The sequence below is a fragment of the Streptomyces sp. NPDC002092 genome, assembly GCF_053593775.1.
Genome location: NZ_JBSFDG010000006.1, coordinates 14441 through 41019 on the forward strand (window position 1 = coordinate 14441; position 26579 = coordinate 41019).

The 26579-nt window shown below is 68.6% G+C and carries 16 protein-coding genes and 6 pseudogenes; 17 read left to right on the plus strand and 5 right to left on the minus strand.

Going from position 1 to position 26579, the window contains the following annotated elements; translation table 11 throughout:
• Positions 1-66 precede the first annotated feature (66 nt).
• The 4 genes from lat (at position 67) to ACWCRD_RS15035 (ending at position 7045) form a co-directional block, all read left to right on the plus strand.
• Positions 67-1407 (plus strand): L-lysine 6-transaminase, encoded by a 1341-nt coding sequence (gene lat / locus ACWCRD_RS15020; protein WP_450966251.1) that lies wholly within the window; start codon positions 67-69, stop codon positions 1405-1407.
• Between the two features lie 47 nt (positions 1408-1454).
• Positions 1455-3008, plus strand: coding sequence for an aldehyde dehydrogenase family protein (locus tag ACWCRD_RS15025; protein ID WP_450966252.1), 1554 nt, complete (start codon positions 1455-1457; stop codon positions 3006-3008).
• Complete coding sequence (locus ACWCRD_RS15030; RefSeq protein ID WP_450966253.1) at positions 3005-5170, plus strand: thiamine pyrophosphate-dependent enzyme; 2166 nt, start codon at positions 3005-3007, stop codon at positions 5168-5170. The genes ACWCRD_RS15025 and ACWCRD_RS15030 overlap by 4 nt, the downstream gene beginning before the upstream one ends.
• Positions 5171-5374: 204 nt before the next feature.
• Positions 5375-7045 carry an alkaline phosphatase family protein gene (locus ACWCRD_RS15035; RefSeq protein WP_450966254.1) on the plus strand — a complete coding sequence of 557 codons (1671 nt, stop codon included), beginning with the start codon at positions 5375-5377 and terminating at the stop codon, positions 7043-7045.
• A 35-nt stretch (positions 7046-7080) separates the two neighbouring features.
• Here the strand turns inward: ACWCRD_RS15035 and ACWCRD_RS15040 are convergent, their stop codons facing one another.
• The gene (locus ACWCRD_RS15040; RefSeq protein ID WP_450966255.1) at positions 7081-9024 is read right to left on the minus strand and encodes an RICIN domain-containing protein; all 1944 of its coding nucleotides are present in this window, start codon (positions 9022-9024) and stop codon (positions 7081-7083) included.
• A 494-nt stretch (positions 9025-9518) separates the two neighbouring features.
• On the opposite strand from ACWCRD_RS15040, the gene ACWCRD_RS15045 reads away from it, so the two are divergent.
• The 6 genes and pseudogenes from ACWCRD_RS15045 to ACWCRD_RS15070 form a co-directional block, all read left to right on the plus strand.
• Positions 9519-12209: an RICIN domain-containing protein gene (locus ACWCRD_RS15045; RefSeq protein ID WP_450966256.1), complete on the plus strand. Its 2691-nt coding sequence runs from the start codon at positions 9519-9521 to the stop codon at positions 12207-12209.
• A 148-nt stretch (positions 12210-12357) separates the two neighbouring features.
• Positions 12358-13914, plus strand: coding sequence for an alpha-L-arabinofuranosidase B (locus ACWCRD_RS15050; protein WP_450966257.1), 1557 nt, complete (start codon positions 12358-12360; stop codon positions 13912-13914).
• A gap of 119 nt (positions 13915-14033) precedes the next feature.
• Positions 14034-15602: pseudogene (locus ACWCRD_RS15055) on the plus strand (alpha-L-arabinofuranosidase B).
• Positions 15603-15775: 173 nt separating this feature from the next.
• A complete protein-coding gene (locus ACWCRD_RS15060) occupies positions 15776-16162 on the plus strand; it encodes a hypothetical protein (RefSeq protein ID WP_450966626.1) in 387 nt (128 codons plus the stop codon).
• A gap of 9 nt (positions 16163-16171) precedes the next feature.
• Positions 16172-17392 (plus strand): metallophosphoesterase, encoded by a 1221-nt coding sequence (locus tag ACWCRD_RS15065; RefSeq protein ID WP_450966258.1) that lies wholly within the window; start codon positions 16172-16174, stop codon positions 17390-17392.
• Positions 17393-17565: 173 nt separating this feature from the next.
• Positions 17566-17694 (plus strand): annotated as a pseudogene (locus ACWCRD_RS15070) (IS110 family transposase); the annotation flags it as partial.
• Between the two features lie 35 nt (positions 17695-17729).
• On the opposite strand, the gene ACWCRD_RS15075 reads toward ACWCRD_RS15070, so the two are convergent.
• Both ACWCRD_RS15075 and ACWCRD_RS15080 read right to left on the minus strand, forming a co-directional pair.
• A complete protein-coding gene (locus ACWCRD_RS15075) occupies positions 17730-18329 on the minus strand; it encodes an ATP-binding protein (protein WP_450966259.1) in 600 nt (199 codons plus the stop codon).
• A 299-nt stretch (positions 18330-18628) separates the two neighbouring features.
• Complete coding sequence (locus tag ACWCRD_RS15080) at positions 18629-18880, minus strand: hypothetical protein (protein WP_450966260.1); 252 nt, start codon at positions 18878-18880, stop codon at positions 18629-18631.
• A 570-nt stretch (positions 18881-19450) separates the two neighbouring features.
• On the opposite strand from ACWCRD_RS15080, the gene ACWCRD_RS15085 reads away from it, so the two are divergent.
• The 4 genes and pseudogenes from ACWCRD_RS15085 to ACWCRD_RS15100 all read left to right on the plus strand — a co-directional run bounded on the left by ACWCRD_RS15085 (position 19451) and on the right by ACWCRD_RS15100 (position 22478).
• Positions 19451-19708 (plus strand): mycothiol transferase, encoded by a 258-nt coding sequence (locus tag ACWCRD_RS15085; protein ID WP_450966261.1) that lies wholly within the window; start codon positions 19451-19453, stop codon positions 19706-19708.
• Between the two features lie 77 nt (positions 19709-19785).
• A pseudogene (locus tag ACWCRD_RS15090) lies at positions 19786-19913 on the plus strand (alpha/beta fold hydrolase); the annotation flags it as partial.
• A 106-nt stretch (positions 19914-20019) separates the two neighbouring features.
• The gene (locus ACWCRD_RS15095) at positions 20020-21696 is read left to right on the plus strand and encodes a CocE/NonD family hydrolase (RefSeq protein ID WP_450966262.1); all 1677 of its coding nucleotides are present in this window, start codon (positions 20020-20022) and stop codon (positions 21694-21696) included.
• A 278-nt stretch (positions 21697-21974) separates the two neighbouring features.
• Positions 21975-22478 (plus strand): DUF4760 domain-containing protein, encoded by a 504-nt coding sequence (locus ACWCRD_RS15100; protein ID WP_450966627.1) that lies wholly within the window; start codon positions 21975-21977, stop codon positions 22476-22478.
• Between the two features lie 6 nt (positions 22479-22484).
• Here the strand turns inward: ACWCRD_RS15100 and ACWCRD_RS15105 are convergent.
• Positions 22485-23157: pseudogene (locus ACWCRD_RS15105) on the minus strand (transposase family protein); the annotation flags it as partial.
• Here ACWCRD_RS15105 and ACWCRD_RS15110 point away from each other — a divergent pair.
• The 3 genes and pseudogenes from ACWCRD_RS15110 to ACWCRD_RS15120 all read left to right on the plus strand — a co-directional run.
• Positions 23153-23584 (plus strand): annotated as a pseudogene (locus tag ACWCRD_RS15110) (CbiX/SirB N-terminal domain-containing protein); the annotation flags it as partial. The pseudogenes ACWCRD_RS15105 and ACWCRD_RS15110 sit on opposite strands and share 5 nt — an antisense overlap.
• 683 nt (positions 23585-24267) lie before the next feature.
• A complete protein-coding gene (locus ACWCRD_RS15115; RefSeq protein ID WP_450966263.1) occupies positions 24268-25194 on the plus strand; it encodes an AraC-like ligand-binding domain-containing protein in 927 nt (308 codons plus the stop codon).
• A 261-nt stretch (positions 25195-25455) separates the two neighbouring features.
• Positions 25456-25662 (plus strand): annotated as a pseudogene (locus ACWCRD_RS15120) (M23 family metallopeptidase); the annotation flags it as partial.
• A gap of 24 nt (positions 25663-25686) precedes the next feature.
• Here ACWCRD_RS15120 and ACWCRD_RS15125 read toward each other — a convergent pair.
• Positions 25687-26484, minus strand: a complete 798-nt coding sequence (locus ACWCRD_RS15125; RefSeq protein ID WP_450966264.1) for a maleylpyruvate isomerase family mycothiol-dependent enzyme — start codon at positions 26482-26484, stop codon at positions 25687-25689.
• Positions 26485-26579: the final 95 nt, after the last annotated feature.

Here is a 26579-nt window from a genome sequence, read left to right on the forward strand (position 1 = left end):
TAATTTCGTTACTCCTCGTGACTGACGAAACATCTCCTGTTCGCGGCTATCGAGAGTAGGTGTCCCATGACGGTTGCTGCTGCGTCGACGATCCACCCGGGCGAGGTGCACGAAAGACTCGGCCGTCATGTGCTGACCGACGGTTTCAAGCTGGTGCTCGACCCGCTCGCCAGTCGGGGCTCGTGGATCGTGGATGCACGCACCAGTGAGAAGTTCCTCGACCTCTACTCGTTCTTCGCGTCCGCCCCGCTGGGCCTCAACGCGCCGGGCATCGTGGACGATCCGGAGTTCATGACCCTGCTTGCGCAGGTGGCGGCCAACAAGCCCGCCAACCCCGACATGTACACCGCGCACTACGCCGAGTTCGTCGAGACGTTCGCCCGGGTGCTGGGGGATCCGGAGCTGCCGAGGCTGTTCTTCGTGGAGGGCGGGGCGCTCGCCGTCGAGAACGCGCTGAAGACGGCGTTCGACTGGAAGAGCCGCCGCAACGAGGCCGCGGGCCGCTCCCCCGACCTGGGCACCAAGGTGCTCCACCTCCGCCGCGCCTTCCACGGCCGCAGCGGTTACACCCTTTCGCTGACCAACACCGAGCCCAACAAGACGGCCCGCTTCCCGCAGTTCGACTGGCCCCGCATCGACGTACCCGCGATGCGCTTCCCCCTCGAACGGCACCTCGCCGAGGTGGAGGAGGCCGAGCAACGAGCCCTCGCACAGGCGCGCCGGGCCTTCGAGGACAACCCGCACGACGTCGCCTGCTTCATCGCCGAGCCGATCCAGGGCGAGGGCGGCGACAACCACATGCGCCCCGAGTTCCTCCAGGCGATGCAGGCGCTGTGCCACGAGCACGACGCGCTGTTCGTGCTCGACGAGGTGCAGACCGGTGTGGGCATCACCGGCACCACCTGGGCGTACCAGCAACTCGGCCTGGAGCCGGACATCGTGGCCTTCGCCAAGAAGGTCCAGCTCGGCGGCATCATGGCCGGCCGCCGGGTCGACCAGGTGCCCGACAACGTCCTGCGGGTCTCCGGGCGGATCAACTCCACCTGGGGCGGCGGGCTGGTGGACATGGTCCGCGCCCGGCGCATCATGGAGATCATCGAACGAGACGATCTGGTGGCGCATGCCGCCGCCGTGGGATCGTGGTTCGTCGCCGAACTGCGTGACCTCGAAGTCCGGCACGCGGCGGTGGCGTCCAACGCGCGCGGACGCGGGCTGATGAGCGCCATCGACCTGCCGGACAGCGGCGCCCGCGACGAGGCGGTACGCCGGTTGCGCACCGAGGAGCAGGTGATCGCATTGCCGTGCGGTGAGCGTTCGATGCGCTTCCGTCCCGCCCTGTCCATCACCCAGGACGAGCTCGCCCTCGCCCTGCGGGCTCTCGACCGGGTCCTCGCCGGCCTGCACTGACCCTCCCTGCGGACACCGCCCCACCCCAGCGGACAAGGAGCAATGTCATGGCCCGTTCCGTCGCCTCGATCGTTGCCGGCCACCCGGTCGCCGGCGCCCCCGGCGGGACTCTTCAACGCCCCAATCCCGGCCGTACCGCCGAGGTGGTCACCGAGATCTCGCTCGGGGACGCCTCGACGTTCGTCGAGGCCGCCAAGGCCGCGAAGGCGGCCCAGCGGTCCTGGTCCGACGTCCCGGCGCCGGTGCGCGGATCCGCGATCGGAAAGATCGGCCGGCTCGTCGAGGCCAACAAGGACCGGCTCGCCCGCATCGTCACCGAAGAGATCGGCAAGCCGCTCGCGGAGGCACTCGGCGAGGTGCAGGAGATCATCGACACCTGCGACTTCTTCCTGGGCGAGGGCCGCCGGCTGTACGGGCAGACGGTGCCCTCGGAGATGCCCGACAAGCAGCTGTTCACCTTCCGCAATCCCGTCGGCGCGGTCGCGGTGATCACCGCGGGCAACTTCCCGGTGGCCGTGCCGGCCTGGTACCTCGTGCCGGCGCTGGTGACCGGCAACACCGCGGTGTGGAAGCCCGCCGAATACGCCGCCGCGAGCGCCAAGGCGCTTTTCGATCTGTTCGTGCACGGCGGCGGCCTGCCCGACGGCGTACTCAACCTCGTGCTGGCCGACGGGGAGCAGACCTACGCCGGTCTGGAGTCCTCCCTCGACGCCGGCCTGGTCGACAAGGTCGGCTTCACCGGGTCCACGCTGGTCGGCCAGAAGATCGGCGCCCTGTGCGGAAGCCACCTGCAGACCCCCTGCCTGGAACTGGGCGGAAAGAACCCCCAGGTGGTCACCCCGAGCGCGAACCTCGACCTGGCGGTGGAAGGTGCGTTGTTCTCCGGATTCGGTACCGCGGGTCAGCGCTGCACCTCCCTGGGGACGCTCGTCGTGCACGAGTCCGTGCACGAGGACTTCCTCGCCCGCTTCGACGCCGCGAGCCGCGCGGCCCGGATCGGCGACGCCTTCGAGGACGTCCTGTACGGCCCGATGCTCGACGAGCGGTTCGCGCAGCGCTACGAGACCTTCCTCGGCTGGATCAAGGACCACCACCGCACCTACGGCTCCGACGGCATCGGACGGATCACGGCCGACAACCCGCGCAAGGGCTTCGTCGGCGACCCCGAAGCGGGCATGTTCTACCACCCGGTGATCGTCGACGGAGTGCGCCGCGACGACGACCTGTTCCTCACCGAGACCTTCGGCCCCATCGTCTCGGTGACCACCTACCGGGACTTCGACGAGGCCCTGGAGCTGGCCAACCTCCACGGCTACGGCCTGTCCGCCGCGATCTACACCACCGACCCGCACGAGGTGTGGACGTTCCGGCGCGGCATCTCCGCCGGCATGGTCAGCGTCAACAACACCACCTCCGGAGCCGAGGCGCACCTGCCGTTCGGCGGCAACGGCAAGTCCGGAAACGGCTCGCGCCAGTCCGGGCAGTGGGTGCTCGACCAGTTCACCCGCTGGCAGTCGATGAACTGGGACCACTCCGGCCGGCTGCAGAAGGCGCAGATGGACGTGGCCGCGCTCGAACCCGACATGGCGTTCCGCCTGTGAGCGGCGTCGACGACCTGGACCGGCACTTCCGCGAGGCGGTGGCCGGTCTGAGGTCTGCCGCCCGGGCTGCGGGCCCAATGGGCTCCCGTACCGCACTCGACCTGTTCGACGCCCAGTCGGAGAGCCGGCACGCCGACTTCGCGGCACGCTGGATGCAGCAGCAGGGCCGCGGCTACTACACCATCGGATCGAGCGGGCACGAGGGCAACGCCGCGCTCGCCCTCGCGCTGCGGCCCACCGACCCGGCGTTGCTGCACTACCGCTCCGGCGCGTTCTACTGCGCCCGTGCCCGGCAGGCCGGCGGCGTCGACGCGGTCAGGGACATGCTGCTGGGGGTGGCCGCCGGGGCCGAGGAGCCGATCGCCGGCGGCCGGCACAAGGTGTACGGGCGCCGCGAACTGGCCGTGATCCCGCAGACGTCGACCATCGCCTCCCACCTGCCCCGGGCGGTCGGGGTGGCGTGGAGCATCGCGCGCGCCAAGCGGCTCGGAACCGAGTGCGCCTGGCCCGGTGACGCCGTCGTCTGCTGTTCCTTCGGCGATGCCTCGGTCAACCACTCCACGGCGGCGGGCGCCATCAACAGCGCCTGCCACGCCGCCTACCAGGGCCTGCCGATGCCGATCCTGTTCGTCTGCGAGGACAACGGCCTGGGCATCAGCGTGCCGACCCCGCCCGACTGGGTGCGGCGCGCCTACGGCGACCGGCCCGCCCTTGCCTACTTCGCCGCGGACGGCTGCGATCCGCAGGCCGCGTACGACACCGCCCGCGAGGCGGTGGCCCATGTACGCAAGCACCGCCGGCCCGCGTTCCTGCACCTGTCCATGGTGCGCTTCCTCGGCCATGCGGGCTCGGACGCCGAAGCCGCCTACCGGATGCCGTCCGACGTCGCCGCGGACCTGCGCCGCGACCCGCTGCTGGCCACGGCGCGGCTGCTCACAGCCTCCGGCGTCCTCACCCCGCAGGAGGTTCTCGACCGGTACGACGAGGTGGGCGGCCGGGTGTTCGCCGTCGCCAAGGAGGCCCTCGAGAGCGAGCCCCTGACCACCGCCACACAGATCGCCGCCCCCATCGCACCCCGCCGCGCCGACCTCGTGGCGACTGCGGCACGCCGAACGAGCGAAGCATCCGCGGCGCCCGTGGGCGAGCCCGTCACCGTCGCCCAGGCCATCACCCACACGCTCGCCGACCTGCTCGGCAGCCACCCGGAGCTGGTCGTCTTCGGCGAGGACGTCGGCCGCAAAGGCGGGGTCTACGGACTGACCAGGGGCCTGCAACGGCGCTTCGGCACCGCCCGGGTCTTCGACACCCTCCTCGACGAGCAGGCCATCCTCGGGCTCGCGCTGGGGGCGGGCCTGTCCGGGCTGCTGCCGGTGGCGGAGATCCAATACCTCGCGTATCTGCACAATGCCGAGGACCAACTACGCGGCGAGGCCGCCACGTTGCCGTTCTTCTCCCAGGGCCAGTACCGCAACCCCCTCGTGGTGCGCATCGCCGGCTACGGCTACCAGCGCGGCTTCGGCGGCCACTTCCACAACGACAACGCGGTGGGCGCCCTGCGCGACATTCCCGGCCTGGTCATCGCCTCCCCGTCACGCCCCGACGACGCCGCCGCGATGCTGCGCACCTGCGTGGCCGCGGCGAAGGTGGACGGCACCATCAGCGCCTTCCTCGAACCGATCGCGCTCTACCACGCCCGGGATCTCCACGAAGACGGGGACAACGCCTGGCTCACCCCCTACCCACCACCCGCCGACCACGTACCGATCGGCCGGGCACGCACCTACGGCACCGGCACGGACCTGACCATCGTGACCTTCGGCAACGGCCTGCGCATCTCGCTTCGGACCGCGCGCCGGCTGGAGCAACAGGGCGTCGCCTGCCGGGTCGTCGACCTGCGCTGGCTGGCCCCCCTGCCGGTCGACGACCTGCTGCGGGAAGCCCGGGCGACGGGCCGTGTGCTCGTGGTCGACGAGACCCGCCGTACGGGAGGCGTGTCGGAGGGGGTCGTCACCGCCCTGGTCGACGCCGGATTCAGCGGCGCGGTCCGACGGGTCACCAGCGCGGACAGCTTCGTCCCGCTGGGGCAGGCGGCGCAGTTGGTGCTCGTGTCGGAGGACGATGTTCAGCGGGCCGCGGGCGAATTGCTCTCAGAGGTCCGCTGAGGCCAGGCGGGGGGAGGGCCCGTCCACCGTACGGGAGTTGTCCGGGGCCCGGCGGGCGGCGTCGGCAGCGCACCTCTTTGCGTGCGCCGATGCGTTTCTTTGGCAGGACGCGGTCCGTACGTCCGCTCCCGTACACGTTGTGCCCTTCCCATGTCGTTGCACGGTTCGCCGCCGCCCCCCGCGCCGTACAACCAAGGAGCTCCGTTGTTCCGACGTCCAGTCCGTCCCGCCCGTACCGTCGCCGCGGCAGCAGCCGCGCTCGCCGCCGCGGGCGCCCTCACCGCCACCGCCACCGCGCCCGCCGCGGCACACGCGCCGGCGCAGGCGCAGGCTCGCGCCCGGCATGTCCTGCTGCTGTCCGTCGACGGCCTGCACCAGTCCGACCTGGCCTGGTACATCGACCGCCACCCCGACTCGGCGCTCGCCCGACTCGTCGGCGGCGGTGTGGAGTACACCCACGCGAGAACCACCATCCCCTCCGACTCGTTCCCCGGCATGGTCGGCCAGCTCACCGGCGGCGACCCGGGCACCACGGGCGTCTACTACGACGACACCTACGACGCCGCACTCCTCCCGGCCGGCACGACCGCCTGCGCGGGTGCCAAGCCGGGCGTCGAGGTCGACCTCACCGAGGACCTCGACAAGAACAAGGACTCCCTCGACGCCGGTCAGGGCCTCGCGGGACTGCCCGGCAGCATCCTGAAGATGACGGGAGACGCCGCGAGCCTCATCGACCCGTCGAAGCTGCCGGTCGACCCGAAGACGTGCAAGCCGCTCTACCCGCACGGCTACCTGAAGGTGAACACGGTCTTCGACGTGGCCCGCAAGGCCGGGCTGCGGACCGCGTGGTCCGACAAGCACGTCGCGTACGACATCCTCAACGGGCCGAGCGGCAAGGGCATCCAGGACCTGTTCGCCCCCGAGATCAACAGCCAGGCCATCGGCTACCCCGCCGGCAAGGACTGGACGAAGGACAACGCGGCGACCGAGCAGTACGACGGCTACAAAGTGCGGGCCGTGCTGAACGAGATCGACGGCTACGACCACGGCCGCACCCACCACGTCGGCACCCCGGCGGTCTTCGGCATGAACTTCCAGTCGGTGTCGACCGCCCAGAAGCTGCCCTCCTCAAACGGGCTGACGGGCGGCTACCAGGCCAAGGGCGTTCCCGGGCCGCTGCTGGCGAAGAACCTCGACTTCGTCGACCAGCAGGTCGGGGCGTTCCTCGCCGAGCTCCACAAGCAGCACCTGGACCGCAGCACGACGGTCGTCCTCTCGGCCAAGCACGGCCAGTCGCCGACCGACCCGAAGGCGCTGACCCGTATCGACGACGGCCCCCTCCTGGACGGGCTCAACGCCGCGTGGAAGGCCGCCCACCCGGGCGCCGGCGACCTGGTCGCGCATGCCGTGGACGACGACGCGATGCTCCTGTGGCTCACCGACCGCTCCAAGGCCGCCACCGGCTTCGCCAAGGCGTACCTGCTCGCTCAGTCCGGCACCGGCAACGGCATCGACGGAGCAGCCAAGCCCTTCACGGCAAGCGGCCTGAAGACCCTGTACGCGGGTGCCGAGGCCGCCCGCTACTTCCACGTCCGCCCGGGCGACTCCCGCGTTCCCGACCTGTTCGGCATCACCCGGTACGGCGTCGTCTACACCGGCGGCAAGAGCAAGATCGCCGAACACGGGGGCGCCCACGCCGACGACCTCGACGTCCCGCTCGTCGTCTCCGGCGCCGCCACCCCGCGAGGAGTGCGCGTCGGCGACTCGGTACGGACCACGCAGATCGCCCCGACGATCCTGCGGCTCCTGGGCCTCAACTCCCGGTCCCTGGACGCCGTGCGCATCGAACACACTCGGGCGCTCCCCCTGCGCTGAGAGGTGTCCGGGAGGCGCGAGTTGGGCGCCTGGCCCTACGACGGGATGATCTGCCACTGCTGCTGGGCGCCGGCGGTGTAGGCCCACTGGTTGATGGCGGCTCCGTCGGCGGTGGAGCCGCTGTCGACGTTGAGGGACAGGCCGCTCAGCCGGTTGGTCAGGAGGTAGTAGCCGTCGCCGGTGGGGGTGATGGCCCAGTGCTGCTGGGGCGCGCTGGCATCGCCCCAGATATCGGCGCCTCCGCCGTTCACGCGGGAGAGCCCGCCGATTTCCATGAGTGTGCCGCTGTTGACGTTGCGGATCTTGTAGTAGCCGGAGTCGGCCCTGGCTATCGTCCACTTCTGGTTGGCGTGGTTCTGCCAGGGCCACTGCAGGATGGCGGTGTTGTCGGCGGTCTTGGCGCCCGAGACGTCGGCGACCTTGCCGCTGTGGCGCGCGACGAGGCGGTACGCGGTGCCGTCGCCCGGGAAGAGGGTGGACACCAGGGCGGGTGTCGCGGCGCGGCCGCCGATGCGCAGGTTGCCGATGTTGGCGTAGCCGCCGGTGCCGGCGGTGACCTGGATGCGGACGAAGGCGGCGTTGCGGGCCGGCCACTCGACGACTTTGGTGGTGCGGTCTCCGGCCCAGGAGGCGGTGGCGACCTGGGTGAAGGTGACACCGTCGGTGCTGGTGGAGATGGCGCAGGCGGTGATGTCACCGTCGGTGGAGTTGGTGCGGTTCCACTGCTTGGGCAGGTACTCCAGGGTGGAGATGTTGCTCCATACGCCGCCGAGGTCGATGGTGATGGTCTGGGGCAGTGTGAGGCCCCAGGTGGACCAGCAGGTCTCGAAGCCCTTGTCGCTGAGCCCGTCGATGGCGTTCATGGGGCCTTCGCCGGTGTGGTACGCGGTGGCGTAGGCGGCCACGGGGGTGACCGGGTGTTCGGCGCGGAGCATCTGGGCGGGCAGGGGCGGCCGCGAGGTGTCGGGTCCGCTCCAGGCGGCGCCGACCTCGGAGAGCCGGTTGACGATGTTGGTGTCCAGCACACCGTTGCGGTTGGGCGGGCAGTTGAGGATGAACGAGGTGTACTTGGGCTCCAGGTCCGCCAGATGGGAGAGGATGGAGTCCCTGCTCATCGGGTCGGTCGTGGGCGTCGTCGGATGCCAGAACCACCCGTTGCTGATCGTCTGGCCCTGCAGCGAGGCGTAGGTGTTGCCTGCCGGTGAGGTGATGCCGAGGGGCTCCTCGAAGTAGATCGCGTCGCCGAGGTAGGGCACCGACAGCCCGCCGTGGTCGATCATCACGATGTCGGGCTGCAGGGACTTCACATGTTCCCTGATGCGCTGGTAGGGGACGGCCTGCTGGCCCATCTGCCAGGCGTAGCCGTCGGTGACGAACATGTCGATGGTGCCGTAGTTGGTGAGCAGTTCGGTGATCTGGTTGAGGATGTAGGTGATGTCACCGGGCTGGATGGCCTGGTCCGAGGCGACTTTGTGGCGCGTGTCGTAGGCCTGGACGCTGTACGTGCGGTCCCAGATCGAGAAGTACAGGCCGACCTTCAGGCCCTGGGCCCGGAAGGCGGTCACGTACTGCGCGACGACGTCGTGCTTGTAGGAGCTGTTGGCGACGTTGTAGGTGTTGTGGGCACTGGGCCAGAGGCAGAAGCCGTCGTGGTGCTTGGTGGTCAGGACGCCGTAGCTCATCTTCGCCGCCGCCGCTGCCGCCGCCCACTGGGCGCAGTCGACCGCCGTGGGTGCGAACAGAGCCGGGTTCTGGTTGGGGGCGGCCCACTCCTGGTTGGTGAACGTGCCCATGTTGAAGTGGTTGAACATGCCGAACCGCAAGTTCACCAGGTTGCTGAGATTGGTCTGCAGGTCCGCGGCAGCCGCTTCAGGGAGCAGGCCGGAGAATCCGGGAACCACGGGCAGCGCGCTCGCGGCCACAGCGGCGGCCGCGGAGCCCAACAGGGTACGACGGGACAGTCTTCTTCCTGACGGCATAGATGTACTCCCGGTCTCGGGCGGCTCTGGGCACCATCCGCTGAGTTACGCATGAAGTTCAGTGATGTAACTGCGCCGTGTCAACAGTTAAGTGGATGAAAGTGCTCGGACAGAGCGTCAGACGGGCCGCCTTGCCCGCTTCATGACGGTTCGTTCCATCGATACATGCCATGTTTCACAGAGAAGCAGAGCGAAGCTCAGCCGGAGAGCCCCAAGCGCAGAATGAATACTACTCATTCTGAGAATCATGGTTTCGCTGGAGCGGCCTGGACGGGACTCCATCGGCGGTCGGCCGTCGCGCTAATGGCGCTCTCACCAGGCCTGATTCCCCGCCTCGGGATGGTGTGCACAACGCGCGGACCGCGACGTCGACACGTCCCGCTTGTTGCGTCTGTGAAAAATAGGCGTTCCTATCGTCTTGACCGACCCACCTTCTTGCACTGATAAATGCAACTCATAAGAAACCCGGGGGGTTCGGAGGAAGGACACCACAGATGAGACCCCTACGCATCGGCGCGGGGACGGTCAAGGCGCTCGCGGCGGCGGCCGTCGTCTTCGCCGCCGTACTGCCCGCTCAGCCCGCCTACGCGGCCACGACGAACTTCTACGTCGACCCTGTCAACGGCAGTGACAGCAACTCGGGAACCAGCACCGCCGCGGCGTTCAGGACCATCCAGGCCGCCCAGGCCGCGGTCCGGACCGTCAACACGAACATGTCCGACGACATCGTCGTGAACCTGCGCGGAGGCACCTACCCCCTCACCGCCCCCATCACCTTCGGCACCGGTGACTCGGGCACGAACGGCCACACCGTGGTCTACCAGGCCTACAACGGCGAGACACCCGTCATCACCGGCAGCAAGGCGATCACCGGCTGGACCGCGGCCACCAACGGCGAGTACAAGGCGCCGGTGGGCAGCCTCAACTTCCGCCAGCTGTACGTCAACGGGGTCCGCGCCACCCGCGCCCGCTTCCCCGACCTCGGCTCGGACTTCCAGCTCCAGGGCAGCGACAAGACCAGCAAGCTGCTGAAGGTGCTCAGTTCACAGGTCTCCAACTGGAACCACCTCGACCAGGTCGAGATGATGCTGGAAACGCAGTGGGGCGAGAGCTACCTGCGGCTGAAGTCGATCAGCTCCGCCAACGGCACCGCCAACGTGTCGATCCAGGACCACGAGGCGGGCATCCTCTTCCCACGCCCGTTCCCTGTCCTCTCCAACGGCTCTCCCCTGCACTTCGAGAACGCCCACGAGTTCCTCAACGAACCGGGCGAGTTCTACGTCGACACCGCCGCGCAGACGGTCTACTACAAGCCCCGCCCCGGCGAGGACATGTCCACGGCCAGCGTGCAGGCCCCGTCGGTGCAGACGCGCTTCGACATCAAGGGCACCAGCCTCGACAGCCCCGCTCACGACCTGCGCTTCTCCGGGCTCACCTTCACCGGGACCACCTGGATGGAGGCGACGAACAACGGCTACCTCAACGGCCAGGGCGGCAACTACAACCTCTCGGCCGATACCTCCAACAACCAATATGTGGGACGCCCGCCGGCGGGGGCCCAGGCCTCGGACGCCGACCGCCTGTCCTTCACGGGCAACACCTTCACGCAGATGGGCGCCACCGCCCTCGACCTGTCCCACGGCGTGCACGACAGCACCGTGACCGGCAACGTCATCTACGACACTGCCGGCAACGGGATCATGGTCGGCAAGTTCTCCGACCCGACCGTGGAGTTCCACACCGTCTACAACCCGCCCACCTCACCAGCGGGTGAAGACGCCCGGGAGGTGGTCAAGAACGTCACGGTCAAGGACAACCTGATCACCCGGATCGGTGAGGACTACCTGGGCACCGCGGGGATCAACGCGGGCTTCGTCAACAGCACCACGATCGACCACAACGACATCTCCGATGCCCCGTGGGCCGGTATCTCGCTGGGCTGGGGCTGGCAGTCGGCGGCCAACGCCGAGGGCAACAACAGCGTCAGCTACAACCGGATCGGCAACGTGATGAACCGGCTGTGCGACTCCGCCGGCATCTACCACCTCTCCAACGACCCCGGCACGGTCATCAACGGCAACTACATCCACGACGTGATACGCACGCCCGCTGCCTGCGGCTCGGCGGTGTCCGGCCTGTACCTCGACGAGGGCTCGAACAACATGACCCTGTCGAACAACGTGCTGTCCCACACCGACGGCTTCATCAACCAGAACCGCAACGGCTCCGACGTCACGCTCACCAACAACACGACGTCCGGCGACTCCGTCATCAAGGCCTCCGGTCTTGAGCCCGCGTACCAGGGGCTGGCAGCGAAGCTCAACCTCGCCTACCACAAGCCGGCGTCCGCCTCCTCGGTCAACGGCTCCGCCTGGGACGCGGCCAAAGCCAACGACAACAACGGTGCCACCGGCTGGTCGCCGACCGGGAGCGACACCTCCGCCTGGTGGCAGGTCGACCTGGGACAGGCCTACCAGCTCGGACAGTTCTCCCTGACCACCCGTCAGGACCTGGACCAGCCCGAGACCCGCGGCAACTTCGAGATCCGGGCCTCCAACGACCCGTCCTTCGCCACCTACACCGTCGTCGGACGCCAGACGAGCACCCTGCCGCTCGCCTCGACGCTCACGGGCAACATCGACGTCCGCCAGAAGTTCCGCTATGTGCGGGTCGCCAAGACCGACGGCGCCTACTTCTTCATCGCGGACTTCAGTGTGCAGCAGGCCGGCGGGGCGCTGGAGGACGCCACCGGCACACCGACCATCAACCCGTCGACGAACTACACGATCAAGAACGTCAACAGCGGCAAGCTGATGGACGTGTACCAGAACTCCACCGCCGACGGCGGGAGCGTCATCCAGTGGCCGAGCAACGGTGGTGCCAACCAGCAGTGGAACATCGTTCCGGTCAGCGGGCAGCTCTACAAGATCGTGAACAGGAACAGCGGCAAGGCCCTCGACATCAACAACTCCAGCCACCGGACGGGGACCGCGCTGCAGCAGTACACCTACAACGGCGGCAACAACCAGCTGTGGTACTTCGAGCCGACCAGCGGTGGGTACGTCATCCGCAACTTCGAGAGCAGGCAGGTCCTGGAGGTCGGCGGCGGATCGACGGCCGACGGAGCCGCCATCAGTCAGTGGATGCCGCTGAACCAGTCCAACCAGGCTTGGACGATCCAGTGACAGCGTGACCCGAGGCGTCGGCGAATCCGCTCGCCAGGACGGGTCCGCCTGCCCTCAACACCCCTCAGCCCGCCCCCACCCAGCCACACGACGAAACCCGGTTGGGGCGCGGCTTGGTGTCCCGTAACGATGAACAAGGGAGTACACGATGTCTGAACTGATCATATTCCGAAGACTGCGCCGGGGGGTGGTTGCCTGCCTGGCCACGGTGGCGCTCGCCCTCACCGGCCTTGTCGCCTTCACCGGCACCTCGCAGGCCGCTGCACAAGGGCCCTGCGACATCTACGCGGCCGGCGGCACACCGTGCGTCGCTGCGCACAGCACGACCCGCGCGCTGTTCGCCTCCTACAACGGCCCGCTCTACCAGGTGCAGCGGGCGTCGGACAGCGCGTCGCACGACATCGGCGTACTGGCGGCCGGAGGCGTAGCCAACGCCGCGGCCCAGGACTCGTTCTGCGCGGGCACCACCTGCGCCATCACCCGCGTCTACGACCAGACCGGCGGCGGCAACACCCTCGTCTACCAGGGGCCCGGCGGGACCGGCGGCGCCGACACCGCGGCCACTGCGACCACCGAAGCGATCGGTGTGGGCGGCCAGAAGGCGTACGCGCTCTACATCAACCCCGGCAACAGCTACTTTGCCTACAACTCCTCCGGAGGCGTGCCGACCGGCAGCTCACCTGAGGGCGAGTACATGGTCACCAGCGGCACCCACGTCAACAACAAGTGCTGCTTCGACTACGGCAACACCGAGATCGACCACCACGCCGACGGCAACGGCGCCATGGACGCGATCAACTTCGGCACGGAATGCTGGTTCGGCGGCTGCAGCGGAACCGGACCGTGGGTGCAGGCGGACATCGAGAACGGGCTGTTCAGCGGTGGCAGCAAGACATGGAACCCCAACCAGGTACCCCAGACCAGCCGCTTCGTCACCGCGATGCTCAAGAACAACGGCACCACCCAGATGGCGCTGAAGGGTGCCAACGCGCAGTCCGGAAGCCTGACGCAGCTCTACAACGGCGCGCTGCCCAGCGGCTGGAGCCCGATGCACAAGCAGGGCGCCATCATCCTCGGCAGCGGCGGCGACTGCTGCCAGGCCAACACCAACGCCAGCGCGGGCACCTTCTACGAGGGCGCCATGGTCAAGGGCTACCCCTCCGAGGCCACCGACGCCGCCGTCCAGGCCAACATCACCGCGGCCGGCTACAGCACCAACACCTCCACCCCCTTCACCCCGGGCTCGAAGGTGTCGCTGCAGGCCACCACCTCCTGCTGCACCGGCGACTACCTGCAGCACGACACCAGCGACGACAAGGTCGTGATCGCGCCGGTGACCTCCAGCAGCTCGACCACCGACAAGGGTGACGCCACCTGGATCGTCCGCGCCGGCCTGGCCGACAGCAGCTGTGTCTCCTTCGAGTCGGCCAACACTTCCGGCAAGTACCTGCGGCACTACGCCTTCCAGCTCCACCTGCAACCCAACGACGGCTCCAGCCAGTTCGCCGCCGATGCCACCTTCTGCGCCAAGCCGGGCAACAGCGGCACGGGATACTCCCTGCAGTCCTTCAACTACCCGTCCAAATACATCCGCCACTACCGACTCACCGGTTACGTGGCAAGCAACGGCGGCACCAACGCCTGGGACACCACGTCGTCGTGGGCCCAGGACACCAGCTGGCTCGCCGCCGCACCCTGGAGCTGACGAACAAGGGAAGTGTCGACGCGCCCCAGTCTGTTCACAGAGTCGGACATCGTCCGAAAAACCGAACCGCGGGGTGCGTCGGCACTTCACCGCACAACCACCTCGTGAAGGAGCATTTCATGATCAAGCCACCGTGGATACGCAGCGTCAGACGCGCACTGCTGGCGGCCGGTGCCACCGCCGCCCTCGCCGCCGGCCTGCTCACCGCCACGGCCGCCCCTTCGCAGGCCGCCACCCAGTAGCCATGCGACATCTACGCGGCAGGCGGCACCCCCTGCGTCGCCGCGCACAGCACCACCCGCGCCCTGTACGGGGCGTACAACGGCCCGCTGTACCAGGTCAAGCGCGCCTCCGACAACGCGACCAAGGACATCGGCCTGCTGAGCGCCGGCGGATACGCCGACGCCGCGCAGCAGGACTCCTTCTGCGCGAACACCAGCTGCGTCATCACCGTCATCTACGACCAGTCGCCCAAGCACAACAACCTCACCCAGGCGCTGAGGGGCCACTGGCCCGGGCCTGCGGAGAACGGCAACGACAACCTGGCCAACGCCTTCGAGGCGCCGGTCACCGTCGGCGGGCACAAGGCATACGGTGTCTACATCGCCCCCGGCACCGGCTACCGCAACAACAACACCAACGGCATCGCCACCGGCGACCAGCCCGAGGGCATGTACGCCATCTTCGACGGCACGCACGTCAACGGCGGCTGCTGCTTCGACTACGGCAACGCCGAGACGACCGGCAACGACGACGGCAACGGCACCATGGAGGCCATCTACTTCGGCACCAGCACCGGCTGGGGCCGCGGCAGCGGCACCGGCCCCTGGATCATGGCCGACCTGGAGAACGGCCTGTTCTCCGGGGTCAACCGCGGCCTCAACGCGGGCGACCCGACCATCAACCACCGGTTCACGACCGCCATCGTCAAGGGCGGCCCGAACCACTGGGCCATCCGCGGCGGCAACGCCCAGTCGGGCAGCCTGTCCACCTTCTACGACGGCGTGCGCCCCAACGACACGGGCTACAACCCGATGAAGAAGCAGGGCGCGATCATCCTCGGCATCGGCGGCGACAACAGCAACACCGGCCAAGGCACCTTCTACGAAGGCGTCATGACCTCGGGCTACCCCTCGGACGCCACCGAGAACGCCGTCCAGGCCAACATCACCGCCGCCGGCTACAACAGCGGCTCGACCAGCACCGGCTCGCTGACGCCCGGCTCCCGGATCTCCCTGCAGGCCACCACCGCCCCCTGCTGCACCTCGCACTACCTGCGCCACGACGACACCGACACCAAGGTCGTCATCTCCAGCATCAACGCCTCCAGCCCGGCCACCGACAAGGCCGACGCCACCTGGATCGTCCGCGCCGGCCTGGCCAACACCTCCTGCCTGTCCTTCGAGTCCGCCGACAAGCCCGGGCAGTTCCTGCGCCACTCCAACTACCAGCTCTACCTCAACACCGACAACGGCGGCAGCTCCTTCGCGCAGGACGCCACCTTCTGCCCCACCACGGGCAACAGCGGCGCCGGCCACTCCTTCCAGTCCGTCAACTTCCCCACGAAGTACATCCGTCACTACAACTACACGGCCTACATAGCCGCCAACGGCGGCTCCAACGCCTGGGACAACACGACGTCATGGGCCCAGGACACCAGTTGGCTCACCGCATCCCCCTGGAGCTGACAAGCAACCGGCCTCTCTGAGCGCCTCCGGCAGCGAGTACGGCCTCCCCGCACAAACGCGGGGAGGCCGCTCGGCCGGAAGGCCCCCCGAGCACCGTCGTCCCGCAGTCGAGCGGAAACCGGGCGGTGTCATGCGCGGCCGTAGGGTGATGTGCCATGTGAAGCCTGGCCCGTCTGCCGAAGGCCCATCTTCATCTGCACCTCGAGGGCGCGATGCGTCCAGCCATGCTCGTGGAACTGGCCGGCGAGCGTGGCGACCAAGTACCGGACACGGGCGGCGACTTCGCGTCGTTCGAGGACTTCGCGCCTTTGTACAGTGCCGCAGCACGGCTGGTCCGCGAGGGCCCACGGGAGAACCTGCTGAGGCTGGCGCGGGAGGTGGTCGAGGACGCCGCTGCGGACGGAGCCGTACGGGCCGAGCCGCATGTGAACCCCCTGACCCGCGTCGGCGTCCGTGGCCGTCGCCGCGAGACCCATCTCCAGGGGTACCCCCACGAACGCCCGTCCGGCCACCCCCAGGACGAGCGGATACAGTGCGCGAGACGACAGCCCGGTTGGTGAGGGGGAAGCGTGACAGACACCAGCAACACCCAGCACGTCGACGGTGAAGCGCAGGCGCCGCGGCGGAGCCGGCTTCTGCGCCTGATGCGCTACCTCCCTCTCATCGCCCCCGTCCTGCTGTGGACCGTGCCCTGCTGGGTGCTCCTGTACACCGGCCAGCATTGGCCGCTGCCGGTCGCACTGGCCGGCACCGCCCTGTTCGCCCTCGGTCTGACCGGTATGCCGCTCGCGATGGTGCGCGGTCACGGCCGGCGCCAGCACGACCGCGCGGCGATCGTCGGTGACACCCTGCTGGGCACGAGCTGGGTTCTGTTCACCTGGTCCGTTCTGCTCGGCGTCTTCTTGCGGGCCGCCCTCACCGTGGCCGATGTCGGGGAGGGTCAGGACCGGGCCCGCATCGTCACGTGGGCCGTACTCGGGGTGAGCGCCGTACTGCTCGGCTGGGGTTACGCCGAGGCCCGTCGCGTGCCACGCGTGCGCAGGCTCGACGTACGCCTCCCGCGCCTGGGCACCGGCTTGGACGGCCTCCGCGTCGTCCTCATCACCGACACCCACTACGGCCCGCTCGACCGCGCCCGCTGGTCGGCCCGGGTGTGCGAGACGGTGAACACTCTGGACGCCGACCTGGTCTGCCACACCGGCGACATCGCGGACGGCACCGCCGAACGCCGCCGCGCCCAAGCCCTCCCCCTCGGTACCGTGCGCGCCACCCATGCCCGCGTCTACGTCACCGGCAACCACGAGTACTACAGCGAGGCCCAGGGCTGGGTCGACCTGATGGACGAGCTGGGCTGGGAGCCGCTGCGCAACCGCCACCTGCTGCTGGAACGCGGGGGCGACACTCTCGTGGTCGCCGGCGTGGACGATGTCACCGCCGAGTCCTCGGGCCTGCCGGGCCACCGCGCCCATCTCGCCGGAGCCTTGGACGGAGCCGACCCCGACCTCCCCGTCCTGCTCCTGGCCCACCAGCCCAAGTTCGTCCATCAGGCGGCAGCCGACGGTATCGACCTCCAACTCTCCGGCCACACCCACGGCGGCCAGATCTGGCCCTTCCATCACCTGGTCCGCATCGACCAGCCCGTCGTCGCGGGCCTGAGCCGCCACGGCGCCCGCACCCTTCTCTACACCAGCCGCGGCACCGGATTCTGGGGCCCGCCGTTCCGCGTCTTCGCCCCCAGCGAGATCACCCTGCTCGCACTCCGCGCACCGCACCTGCCCACCTCGCCGTAGCACAGAGCGGAGCAGCGCAATTGCTTGGAGCGGTCCACACACGAACGCAACTGCAACGACCCTGCGCACAACAGCGCCGAAGGCAGGGTTCCCTACTCGGCGCCGGGCCCCGTCTCCTGGAAGTCGAACAATCTGTCTCGGTGTTGCTCAGCATCCGGCACTGCGAGGAGCCACGCCGGTTCTACGACCGCAAACGCGCCGAGGGCAAGCGCCACATCCAGGCCGTGCTCGCTCTCGTCCGCCGCCGCGTCAACGTCCTCTGGGCCCTCCTGCGCGACGCGCCAACCGCTCTCGCGGCTTGACAGACCACATTGGGAATCAGTGTTCTACGGCGAGGTCATTGACGAGGCGCACCTGTCCGGCCTCCTGGCCCGCTTCCGGAAGCTCGGCCTGCTGATCGTGGAAATGCGAGCGATCCCTCGCGGTGGAGGCGTTCTGCCGGTTCTCGGCAAACCGCCTCCGTCCCTGGCGGGCCGGCCACGTCTCCGATGGCGTCGTCGGCCAGCAGAACCGTCGCGACGACGCGCTTGCCCACCGGTTCACGGTGAACTTCGAAGTGCGGGCAGATGGCCATGACGAGCTCCAGCCCGTGCTGTCCTACCCGGCTTGGGTCGGCGCCATGGACCACGGGCATCCCCGGCTCGGTGTCCCACACACTCACGCGGAGGGCGCCGTCGTTCAGCTCGAGTGTCAGCAGCATCGGGCCCGGGGCGAACTTGTGGGCGTTGGTCACCAGCTCGCTCACGACCAGCTGCACCATGCCCATCGCGCCGGCGGACACAGGAACCCCGTGATCGGCCTGCAGATCCTCCAGGAACCTCCGGGCCAGATCACGTGCCTCGCCGATCTCCTCGCAGCCCTCGAACGCAGCTGACTCCGATATCGACCTGCTGACCAGCGACGTTTCCCATTCATCGCCCTCGGTCGCCTGGCCCATACGCGGCTCGCCTCACATCCCACACTCATGCCTGAAAAGCCGGATACCCGCAGATGCCGACTCCAGGCGCAACAATCCGGGCAACGCGATCGTGCACCACCCAGACGGCCCACGGCTCTCTCTGTCTCGGGCTACTTGCTGGACGGCGTGGGATGGCGTCCTCACCGTCTCCATGCCGGTCAGCGGCTCTGACAGTCCTTCGAAAGCGGGAAGTCGTGAACCCCCTCGCTGCTCTCGAGGAGACCCCGCCGGGGGGCGACTGACTGACCTCGGGAAGGTACTTGAAGCCGTCGCCCGGTTCAGGTGGCCTTCCCGGACGGTTCGCCGCGCAGGAGGCCGGGGCGGGCATCGGCGAGGGCGAAGGCCCGCGGGAGGCCACCCACGAGAACGTCGTCGATGCGGTAGCGCCGTGCTCGTTCGTCCCGCTGGAGGAGAGGCCCGGCGCCGTCCGGGCCGATGTGCCGCTGCACCGCCTTGACGCTGGTCAGGGTGCCGCCGATCTTCGATGGCGGGATCGGGTTCGTCGGGTGGCCGGCGAAGTGGTGCTGCACGTCCGCGTCGGAGGCGGGTGCCGCCCAGCTCGGTGGTCCGTAGCAGGACTGCCCGGGCCCCGGGCACCAGCGAGGCACTCATGTGGAACAGCAGCTGGTCCGTCCAGCCGTCAGCGAGGTCGTCGGCGGCGAGGTCCTGCGGGCCGGACTGCGGGTCCGCAGCGGGTGCGTCCGGCCGGGCGACCGGGACGTCCGGCCGCAGCCCATCGGCGGCCTGGACGGCGGCGATCGCCTGCTCGTATGTGTCCGTCTCGGTGTCGATCGTCAGCCGCACGACACCCCTCCCGTGATGATGTGCTCGCCGCCCCATCCTTCCCGGCTCCCGGCGTCCACTGTCCACAGGGGACCCGCCCGAGGCTGCCGGTAGGTCCAGTTCGAGGTAGCCGAGTTCGTCGATTTTGAGCAGGTCGACGCGTCCGTAGCGGGGTGCCCACTGACAACACTGCCGGAGGACGATCCCCCGCTTGGCGGGCAATCGACCACGCCGCAGAACTCTCTTGGTGGTGCAGGCCAGGGCGGCCACCGGGTAACTCCCGCGCGGCCGCAGAGATTCGGGGACGCTGGGTGGCCGTGACTGAAAATTTGAGCGAAACAACTCCGGTCAGTGAGGTCAGGGCGGTTCTCCGGGCCCTGGACGAACAGCGGCACCACATTCTCGGCATCCTCGACGGGCTCGACGCGAAGGATCTGCGACGGCCCGCGCTGGCTTCCGGATGGCACTGCCTGGGGCTGGTCCAGCACCTCGCGCTGGATGTGGAGCGGTTCCGGTTCTGTGCCACTCCACCCCGGCGAATCACCGGGCCCACTCCGGGGTGGGGACACCGCTGACCACCACTTGGGCCAGGAGGCTGGAGCGGGTGGCACCGGCTACCCGACCGTGGCGCGAGCCGTGTACCAGGCCCTGTGACTTGCCCCGGCCCTCGGACCGGGAGGCCAACAAGCAGCTCTTGCCGGCCGCCGACTTCACGCAGGTGCCGAAGGCCGGCCACTCATCGCCCTGGAACGGCCCGACGTGCTGAACGCGGCGGCGTGAGCGTCCCGAGACCGCCGTGGTCACCCCCGATCGGGGGTGACGCGCAGGGGAGGACCTAGTCGACCATCTTCTCGAGAAGACGTCGTGGCAGGCAAAGGAGCAGCGCATGATGGAGATCCGGGTCGAGTTCGACGTACCCGCCAAGATGCGTGACGGCACGGTGCTGCGGGCGGATGTCTACCGGCCCGGCGGCAGCGGACCGTGGCCGGTCCTGCTGAGCCGCCTGCCGTACGGGAAGCAGATGCCCCTGGCGGTCGCCGTCCTCGATCCCCTGGCGGCGGCTCGGCGTGGCTTCATCGTGGTCCTCCAGGACACCCGCGGCCGGTTCGCCTCCGAGGGTGAGTGGGAGCCGTGGACGTACGAGGAGAGCGACGGGTACGACACCGTGCGGTGGGCTGCCGCCCTTCCCGGCGCGAACGGCTCCGTCGGCATGATCGGCGCCAGCTATTTCGGCAACACGCAGTGGATGGCGGCGCTCTCCAAGCCGCCTGAGCTCAAGGCGATCGCACCGATGGTCACATGGTCCGATCCGGACGACGGGCTGTGGACGCGCGGCGGTGCGATCGAACTCGGCATCACCGCGCCCTGGACCCTCATGATGGGTGCCGACGCGCTGATGCGCCGGCACGGTGCCGACCCCGCCGCGCTGGGCGGCAGCCTCGGCAGGCTCGTACAGGATCTCGACGGCCTGGCCGACGGCGGCTACGGCGAACTGCCCGCAGGGCACTTTCCCGCGTTCGTCCGCCACGATCTTCCCGATCTGGGCTATGAGCGGTCCCGGCGGGAGCCCGAGTGGGCACGGGCCTGCCGGGTCAAGGGCCGGCACGACGAGGTGGACCTGCCCACCTTCCAGGTCGGCGGCTGGTACGACATCTTCACCCAGGGCACGCTCGACAACTTCGCCGCCATGCGCCGCGCCGGCCGGTCCGCCACGCTGATCATGGGGCCGTGGACTCACGCCAACCAGCAGCACGTCATCGGCGACGTCAACTTCGGGTTCGGCGCGAACTCCGCCTTCATGGGCATGCGCGGACCCCTGCACGGCCTCCAGCTCGACTGGTACGAGCGCACGATCGGCGACAGGGAGGCGCTGGAGCCGGACACGGGCAGGGTGCTGCTGTTCGTCATGGGCGTCAACCAGTGGCGCGAGGAGACGGAATGGCCCCTCTCGCGGGCCGTGGACACGGACTTCCACCTGCGCGCGGACGGACGTCTGACCCATGAGCCGCCGTCAGCCGCCGAGGCCCCCGAGGAGTTCGCCTACGACCCGATGAACCCGGTGCCGACAGTCGGCGGAGCCCTGTTGCTGACCGACGACTTCCGGCCCGGGCCGCTCGACCAGACGGCCGTGGAGGCGCGCGAGGACGTCCTCGTCTTCACCACCGAACCGCTCACCGAGGACGTCGAGGTGACCGGCCGGATCCGGGCAGTGCTGTTCGCCGCAACGGACGGCCCCTCGACCGACTGGGTGGCGCGCCTGTGCGACGTCGACGAGCACGGCGTCTCCCGCAACGTGACCGACGGCATCGTGCGGGTACGGGCGGCGACACCGGGTGATCCCGCGGAGCACGTCGTGGACCTGTGGTCGACCAGCATCGTCTTCCGGGCAGGGCACCGCATACGGGTCCAGGTCACCTCCAGCAACTTCCCCCGCTGGGACCGCAACCTCAACACCGGCGAACCCGAGGAGAGCGCGACCACTGCCCGAGTGGCCCGCCAGCAGGTCTTCCACGACGACGCCCGACCCTCCCGCATCGTCCTGCCAGTGGTTCCGGGGTCCTGACCACAACAACTAGATGATCGATTCCAAGGGGTGCTTGCAGAGGGTGTGGGGATGGGCGGTCAGGCGTCGGGATCGAACTCCGGGTGCGTGAACTGCACGGGCTTGCCCAGCGGCCGGGCGTAGGCGATTTCGGCTCGGGCGCTGTTTCTTGGGGGGTCCCACGCCGTAGCTCAAGCGTGTGTCATCGCTCCAAGGCCTGGGCAGCCTCAGTACACCGCTGGGGAAAAACCGGATTACTTGGGGGGGATGTGAATATAGCGGCACTGCTTGTCTCGGTTGTGGCTCTTTTAGTTTCAGGGGCAGCCTCGTATTCTCAGCTGAGACTGGCTAAACACGCCAATACTCTTCCCGTTCTCGTTGAACTATTCCGGGAGCACAGAAGTGACTATCTCGCAGAAGCGCGCCGTTTTGTGCACCAGGAACTGCCTGATCGCGACGTTTCGGAAGGGCTGGACAGCCTTTCTCGCGAGGAGGCGAAAAAAGCCCGGGATCTCGCATGGTTTTATGACAACTTGGGAGCTCTCGTGGCTCATGGAATAGTCGATATCGAGCCGGTCTCTGGATACCTGGGCGGCTCAGTTATCTCCACCTGGGAAAGCATGCGGCCACTTATAGTGGCTCACCGCACTCGAAGGATGGCGGCTGGAAGGGATGATGGAATTCAGTGGCAGGGCTATTACGAGAACCTTTACCATCTGGTCAGGCTGAATCCTCCCGCCACAGTGCGCAACGGGCTTGATCGGTGGTCCCTGAACGCTGAGGGTAGTGCTGGGATTCAATGAGCCTCTTCAGCGTTGCCGCTCCAGGGTGAGGATGGCTTTGGCGATTGACGTCATGCGGCTTGGGCTGCATCGGGACCTCCGGAAGATGCGCCAGGACTTCAGGCGTGCGACGCCGCGTTCGACCGGTGCCCGTGCTGCGGCCAGGGCCCGGTTGAGGGTCTTCTCGGTGGGGCTGAGTCTTTGCGGGGGGTTGCGTTTGATCCCCGTGGTCAGCCAGGGGCCGCCGCCCTGGTAGGCGAGGTCGGCCAGGATGGGGACGCCCTGGCGCTCGCAGATGCGGATGGTCCTGTGGATGCGAGCAGCGGTCAGGTCGTGAGTCCGGCCCGGCAGCGCGGGTGAGAGCCACAGCAGATGGCCGTTCGGATCGGTGACCACCTGCACGTTCACCCCGTGGCGGCGGTGCTTGTGGGAGTAGTGGGCCCGTCCGTCGCCGACCCGGTCGCACTCGGCGAGCGTGCCGTCCAGCAGGACGAAGTCCGCGTCGGCCCCACGCAGGACTTTCAGCAGACCGGGGGCGCGTTCGGCGAGCAGGTGGACTACCGCGCAAGGTGTAGGCATGGGCGGTGGACTCGCTGATCCCGAGTCCGGCAGCAATCTTCGCCAGGTTGATGCGTTCGCGCAGGTACACCGGTGCCACCATCGCGCGTTGAGACGGGCGGAGCTCGCAGCGCCGGTCCCCGCTGCTCCTCGCCGTCCTCGAACGGCTTTTGTACGAGGCGGGACTGACGTCCGCCGGCAAGTCCTCGACCGGGGTCGTGCTGGCCTCGGCGGGGTCTTCGGACCCGGAGGCGATCGCAGTGATCGCTGACATCGCGCGGGAGTGGCAGCACACCGGTGGTTGGTGCGCCGTGCGACCTGCGTTCGCCTCCGCATCTCTGCCCCGCACCTAGGACGCGGTACGAGAACTCCGGGGGCTCGGGTGCGAGCGGGACGCCGTCGCGCCCTACGTGCTGGCGCCGGGATTCCTGCCGGACCTTATCGCGCGTGGCGCGCAGGGCACGGACGTCGTCGCGGAGGTGACTGGTGCGGCGCCCGAGGTGGCCGCTGTGGTACTGAGCCGTTTCCGCGAAGCGGCATCGGCCGCTTTCTTGTCGCGGATCGCGTGACCGCATGGTTCAAGGTCCGGCGGACGCACCAACCGCATCACCGGTTACGGGACAACGTCTGGTTCATCTCCGCACAGAGCGCGCCGGCGTGGGTCGATGCGTACCGATCGGGCGTCCTCAGAAGGAGCCTCAGGCCCCCCAGTCCGTATAGTCCCAGTTGATCCTGTCGCCGAGGGCACACCATGCGACGCTCTCCGCGCTCGCCCATACCCAGGGACCGTAGTGCATGTACTGGTAGCCGCCCAGGGTCTCGCACTGGATCACTTCGCGGTACCGTCCCGAGGTGCACCAGGTTTTGTTCCCCTGATGGCCCGCGCTGCCGGTCACCCGTTGGCCCAAACATGGGATGGCCAACGCGGAGTCGCTGGACGCGGGGAGGGCGGTCACCGACGAGCCGCTGTCCGCCACCGCGCTAGGTGCGAGCGTCATCGCTCCCCCCAGGACGAGGGCCGTTGAGGCCAATGCCTTTGCGATACGACCTTTGATCATGCAGATCTCCCAGGTGTCGACGAGATGTGTATGCGTCGCCGGCTCGCTCCGCCCGGCGGTTGATCGCTCGTTGACGACCGTAGGCGCAACCCGCGACCCGCAAGCACCCATATGCGCACCGTGACTCTCCAGTTCGTGCACGGTGCACAATTGGGACTGCACCGCACATGCGCACAGGGGGCTGGGAGATCTGCATGACCGACCGCAAGGGTTCCCGATTAAGGGGAACCGAGTCGTTCGAGGCAGTCGCCTCGGCCTTGTTCGCCCCGTTGCGGGTGACCGATCCCGGTCCGCAGCGGTTCGAAGCCGTGGTGGACCACGCGGTCATCGGACCCGTGGTCGTCGCCCGCATCCAGGCCACCGCCGCTACGGTGACGCGGGACAACCGCAGCATCACCTCCAGCGACGTGGAGTGGATGCATTTCACTCTGCACCACCACGGCCCGGTCACGGCGACCCAGGACGACCGGACCACGGCGGTGAGACCCGGTGAACTGTTCGCCTGTGACAACACCCGGCCCTACCGGCTCATCGGTGCCGACCCCAGTGACATGACTGTGCTCTGCGTTCCCCGGGCCAGTCTGGGCAGGCACGCGAACTCCATCAGCCGGCGCACGGCGCTCCCCATATCCACTCAGGGCGGGATCGGAGGACTGCTCGGCCACGCCCTGTCCGCAGCCGACGAGGACCTTCCCCGTCAGCGTGTGTCACGTACGTATCTGGCCGACGCGCTCACCGCACTCCTCCTTGCCGCTTTCGCCGACACCACCCCCGAGCGGGCGTCCGTCGCCAGCGACCTTGCCGACCGTATCCGCGCCTACGCGCTGGCCCAGCTCGGCGACCCCCGCCTCAGTGCGGAACGAGTCGCGCACCAGCACCACATCTCCGTCAGGTACCTCCATGCGCTCTTCAAGGGCAGTGACCTGACCTTCGCCGCCTGGGTCCGCCATGAACGCCTGCTACGGATCCGCCGAGACCTTCTCGACCCCGCCTCCGCGGACATCTCCACGGCCACGCTCGCAGCACGATGGGGAGTACACGACACCAAACACCTCGGCAGGTCCCTGAAACGAGAGTTCGGCGAATCCGTCAGGGACCTACGTCGTAAGCAAATGGACTGAGCGGCAGTACGCGCCCGCCGCTCACAGGCTGGATCCCACCCCGGTCCTCCCGCCTTGATCGGATCGCTGCGGCGGCGACGGGGTTTCAGGTCTGCCCCATCGCGCTTTCGGTAGAGGGCTGTTGGCTGCGACGGAGCCCACCAGGAAGCCGAATCGTCCCCGGTATGCTCGACAGCGGAAGGCGATCCTGCTGGACGCCCACCGGCTGGGGCACGTGGTCCGTACACCTGGAAGCCGGAACCGGACGGGAAAGCCTACGGGCAATGGATCGGGCTGCACGCGGACAACGGCCACATCTCCACCTACTGCCATCTCTCGGAACGGCAGGTGAAGGCCGGTCGGAAGGTCAGTGCCGGAAGGCGGCTCGGCAAGGTCGCCACCGGCAAGGCGACCGGGCCGCATCTGCACTTCGAGATGTCGAAGGGCTCCACCTGGTCCTACGCCGGTGTCGCCAGGCCCAGTTGGTGAGCGTGTGAGGGGGCCGGCGCCTTCTCAGAACGCGGAGTTGGCGAACCAGTGGGTCAGCAAGTGCTCGTCGCCGTCGTGGGCGAAGGCCCCTGCCTGGAAGGGCAGTCGGCCGTAGACGAGGAGGAGCAGGTCGGCCGCGGTTCCCTGGACGGTCGCGTCGGTGGGGGCCGCGGTCGGGTGAGCCGGGTCGAGCCCGAAGCCGTCGGGCCGCAGGCGGACGACCCAGGCGTCGTCCCCGTCGGTCGTGCGGAAGCGGATGGTCGTGTCGGAGCCACGGAGGTCGGCCACCTTGGGCGCGAAGAAGGTGGCGAAGGGCAGATTGACGAGGAACTCGTCGATCCCGTCCACCGCGACCGGGCGGTCGATCGCGGGCCGGAGTCCGAGTGCGACCTCGGCGTCGGCCCGGTGCAGCAGGGTCTCGAAGAGCATCCGGCGTGCCCAGAATCGGGCGTGCTGGTCGGCGCCCCAGGCCCACATCGGCAGGTCCGGGTCGGTGACCGCGAAGGCGTCCGCGGCCACGGTCGCGCTCTCGGCCAGCCAGTCGACGTATCCGTCCTCCTGGCCCGGGAGCTGAAGGTCCACGTCACGCGTGCGCGGGGGTTCCTGGATGCGTGCCCGCAGCAGGACCGAGAACCAGCGGTGGACGCTGCCCGTGTGCCTGACCAGCTCGGCCAGCGTCCAGCCGGGACAGCTGGGCACCGCCGTGGCCAGGTCGGCGTCCTTGACCGCCGCGACGAACCGGGCGGTCTCCGCCGCGACCGCGGTGCGGTGATCGACCGACGTGGCAGCGGGCGCGTGCTGGGTGTGGTCGGACGTCGTCATCGTGACATGCCTTTCGGAGACTGCGGGTTCAAGGAGACTGCTGGATGAGGACTGCTCTGTCTTGGCTGAACCTCTCGATGATTCCGGACGGCGAC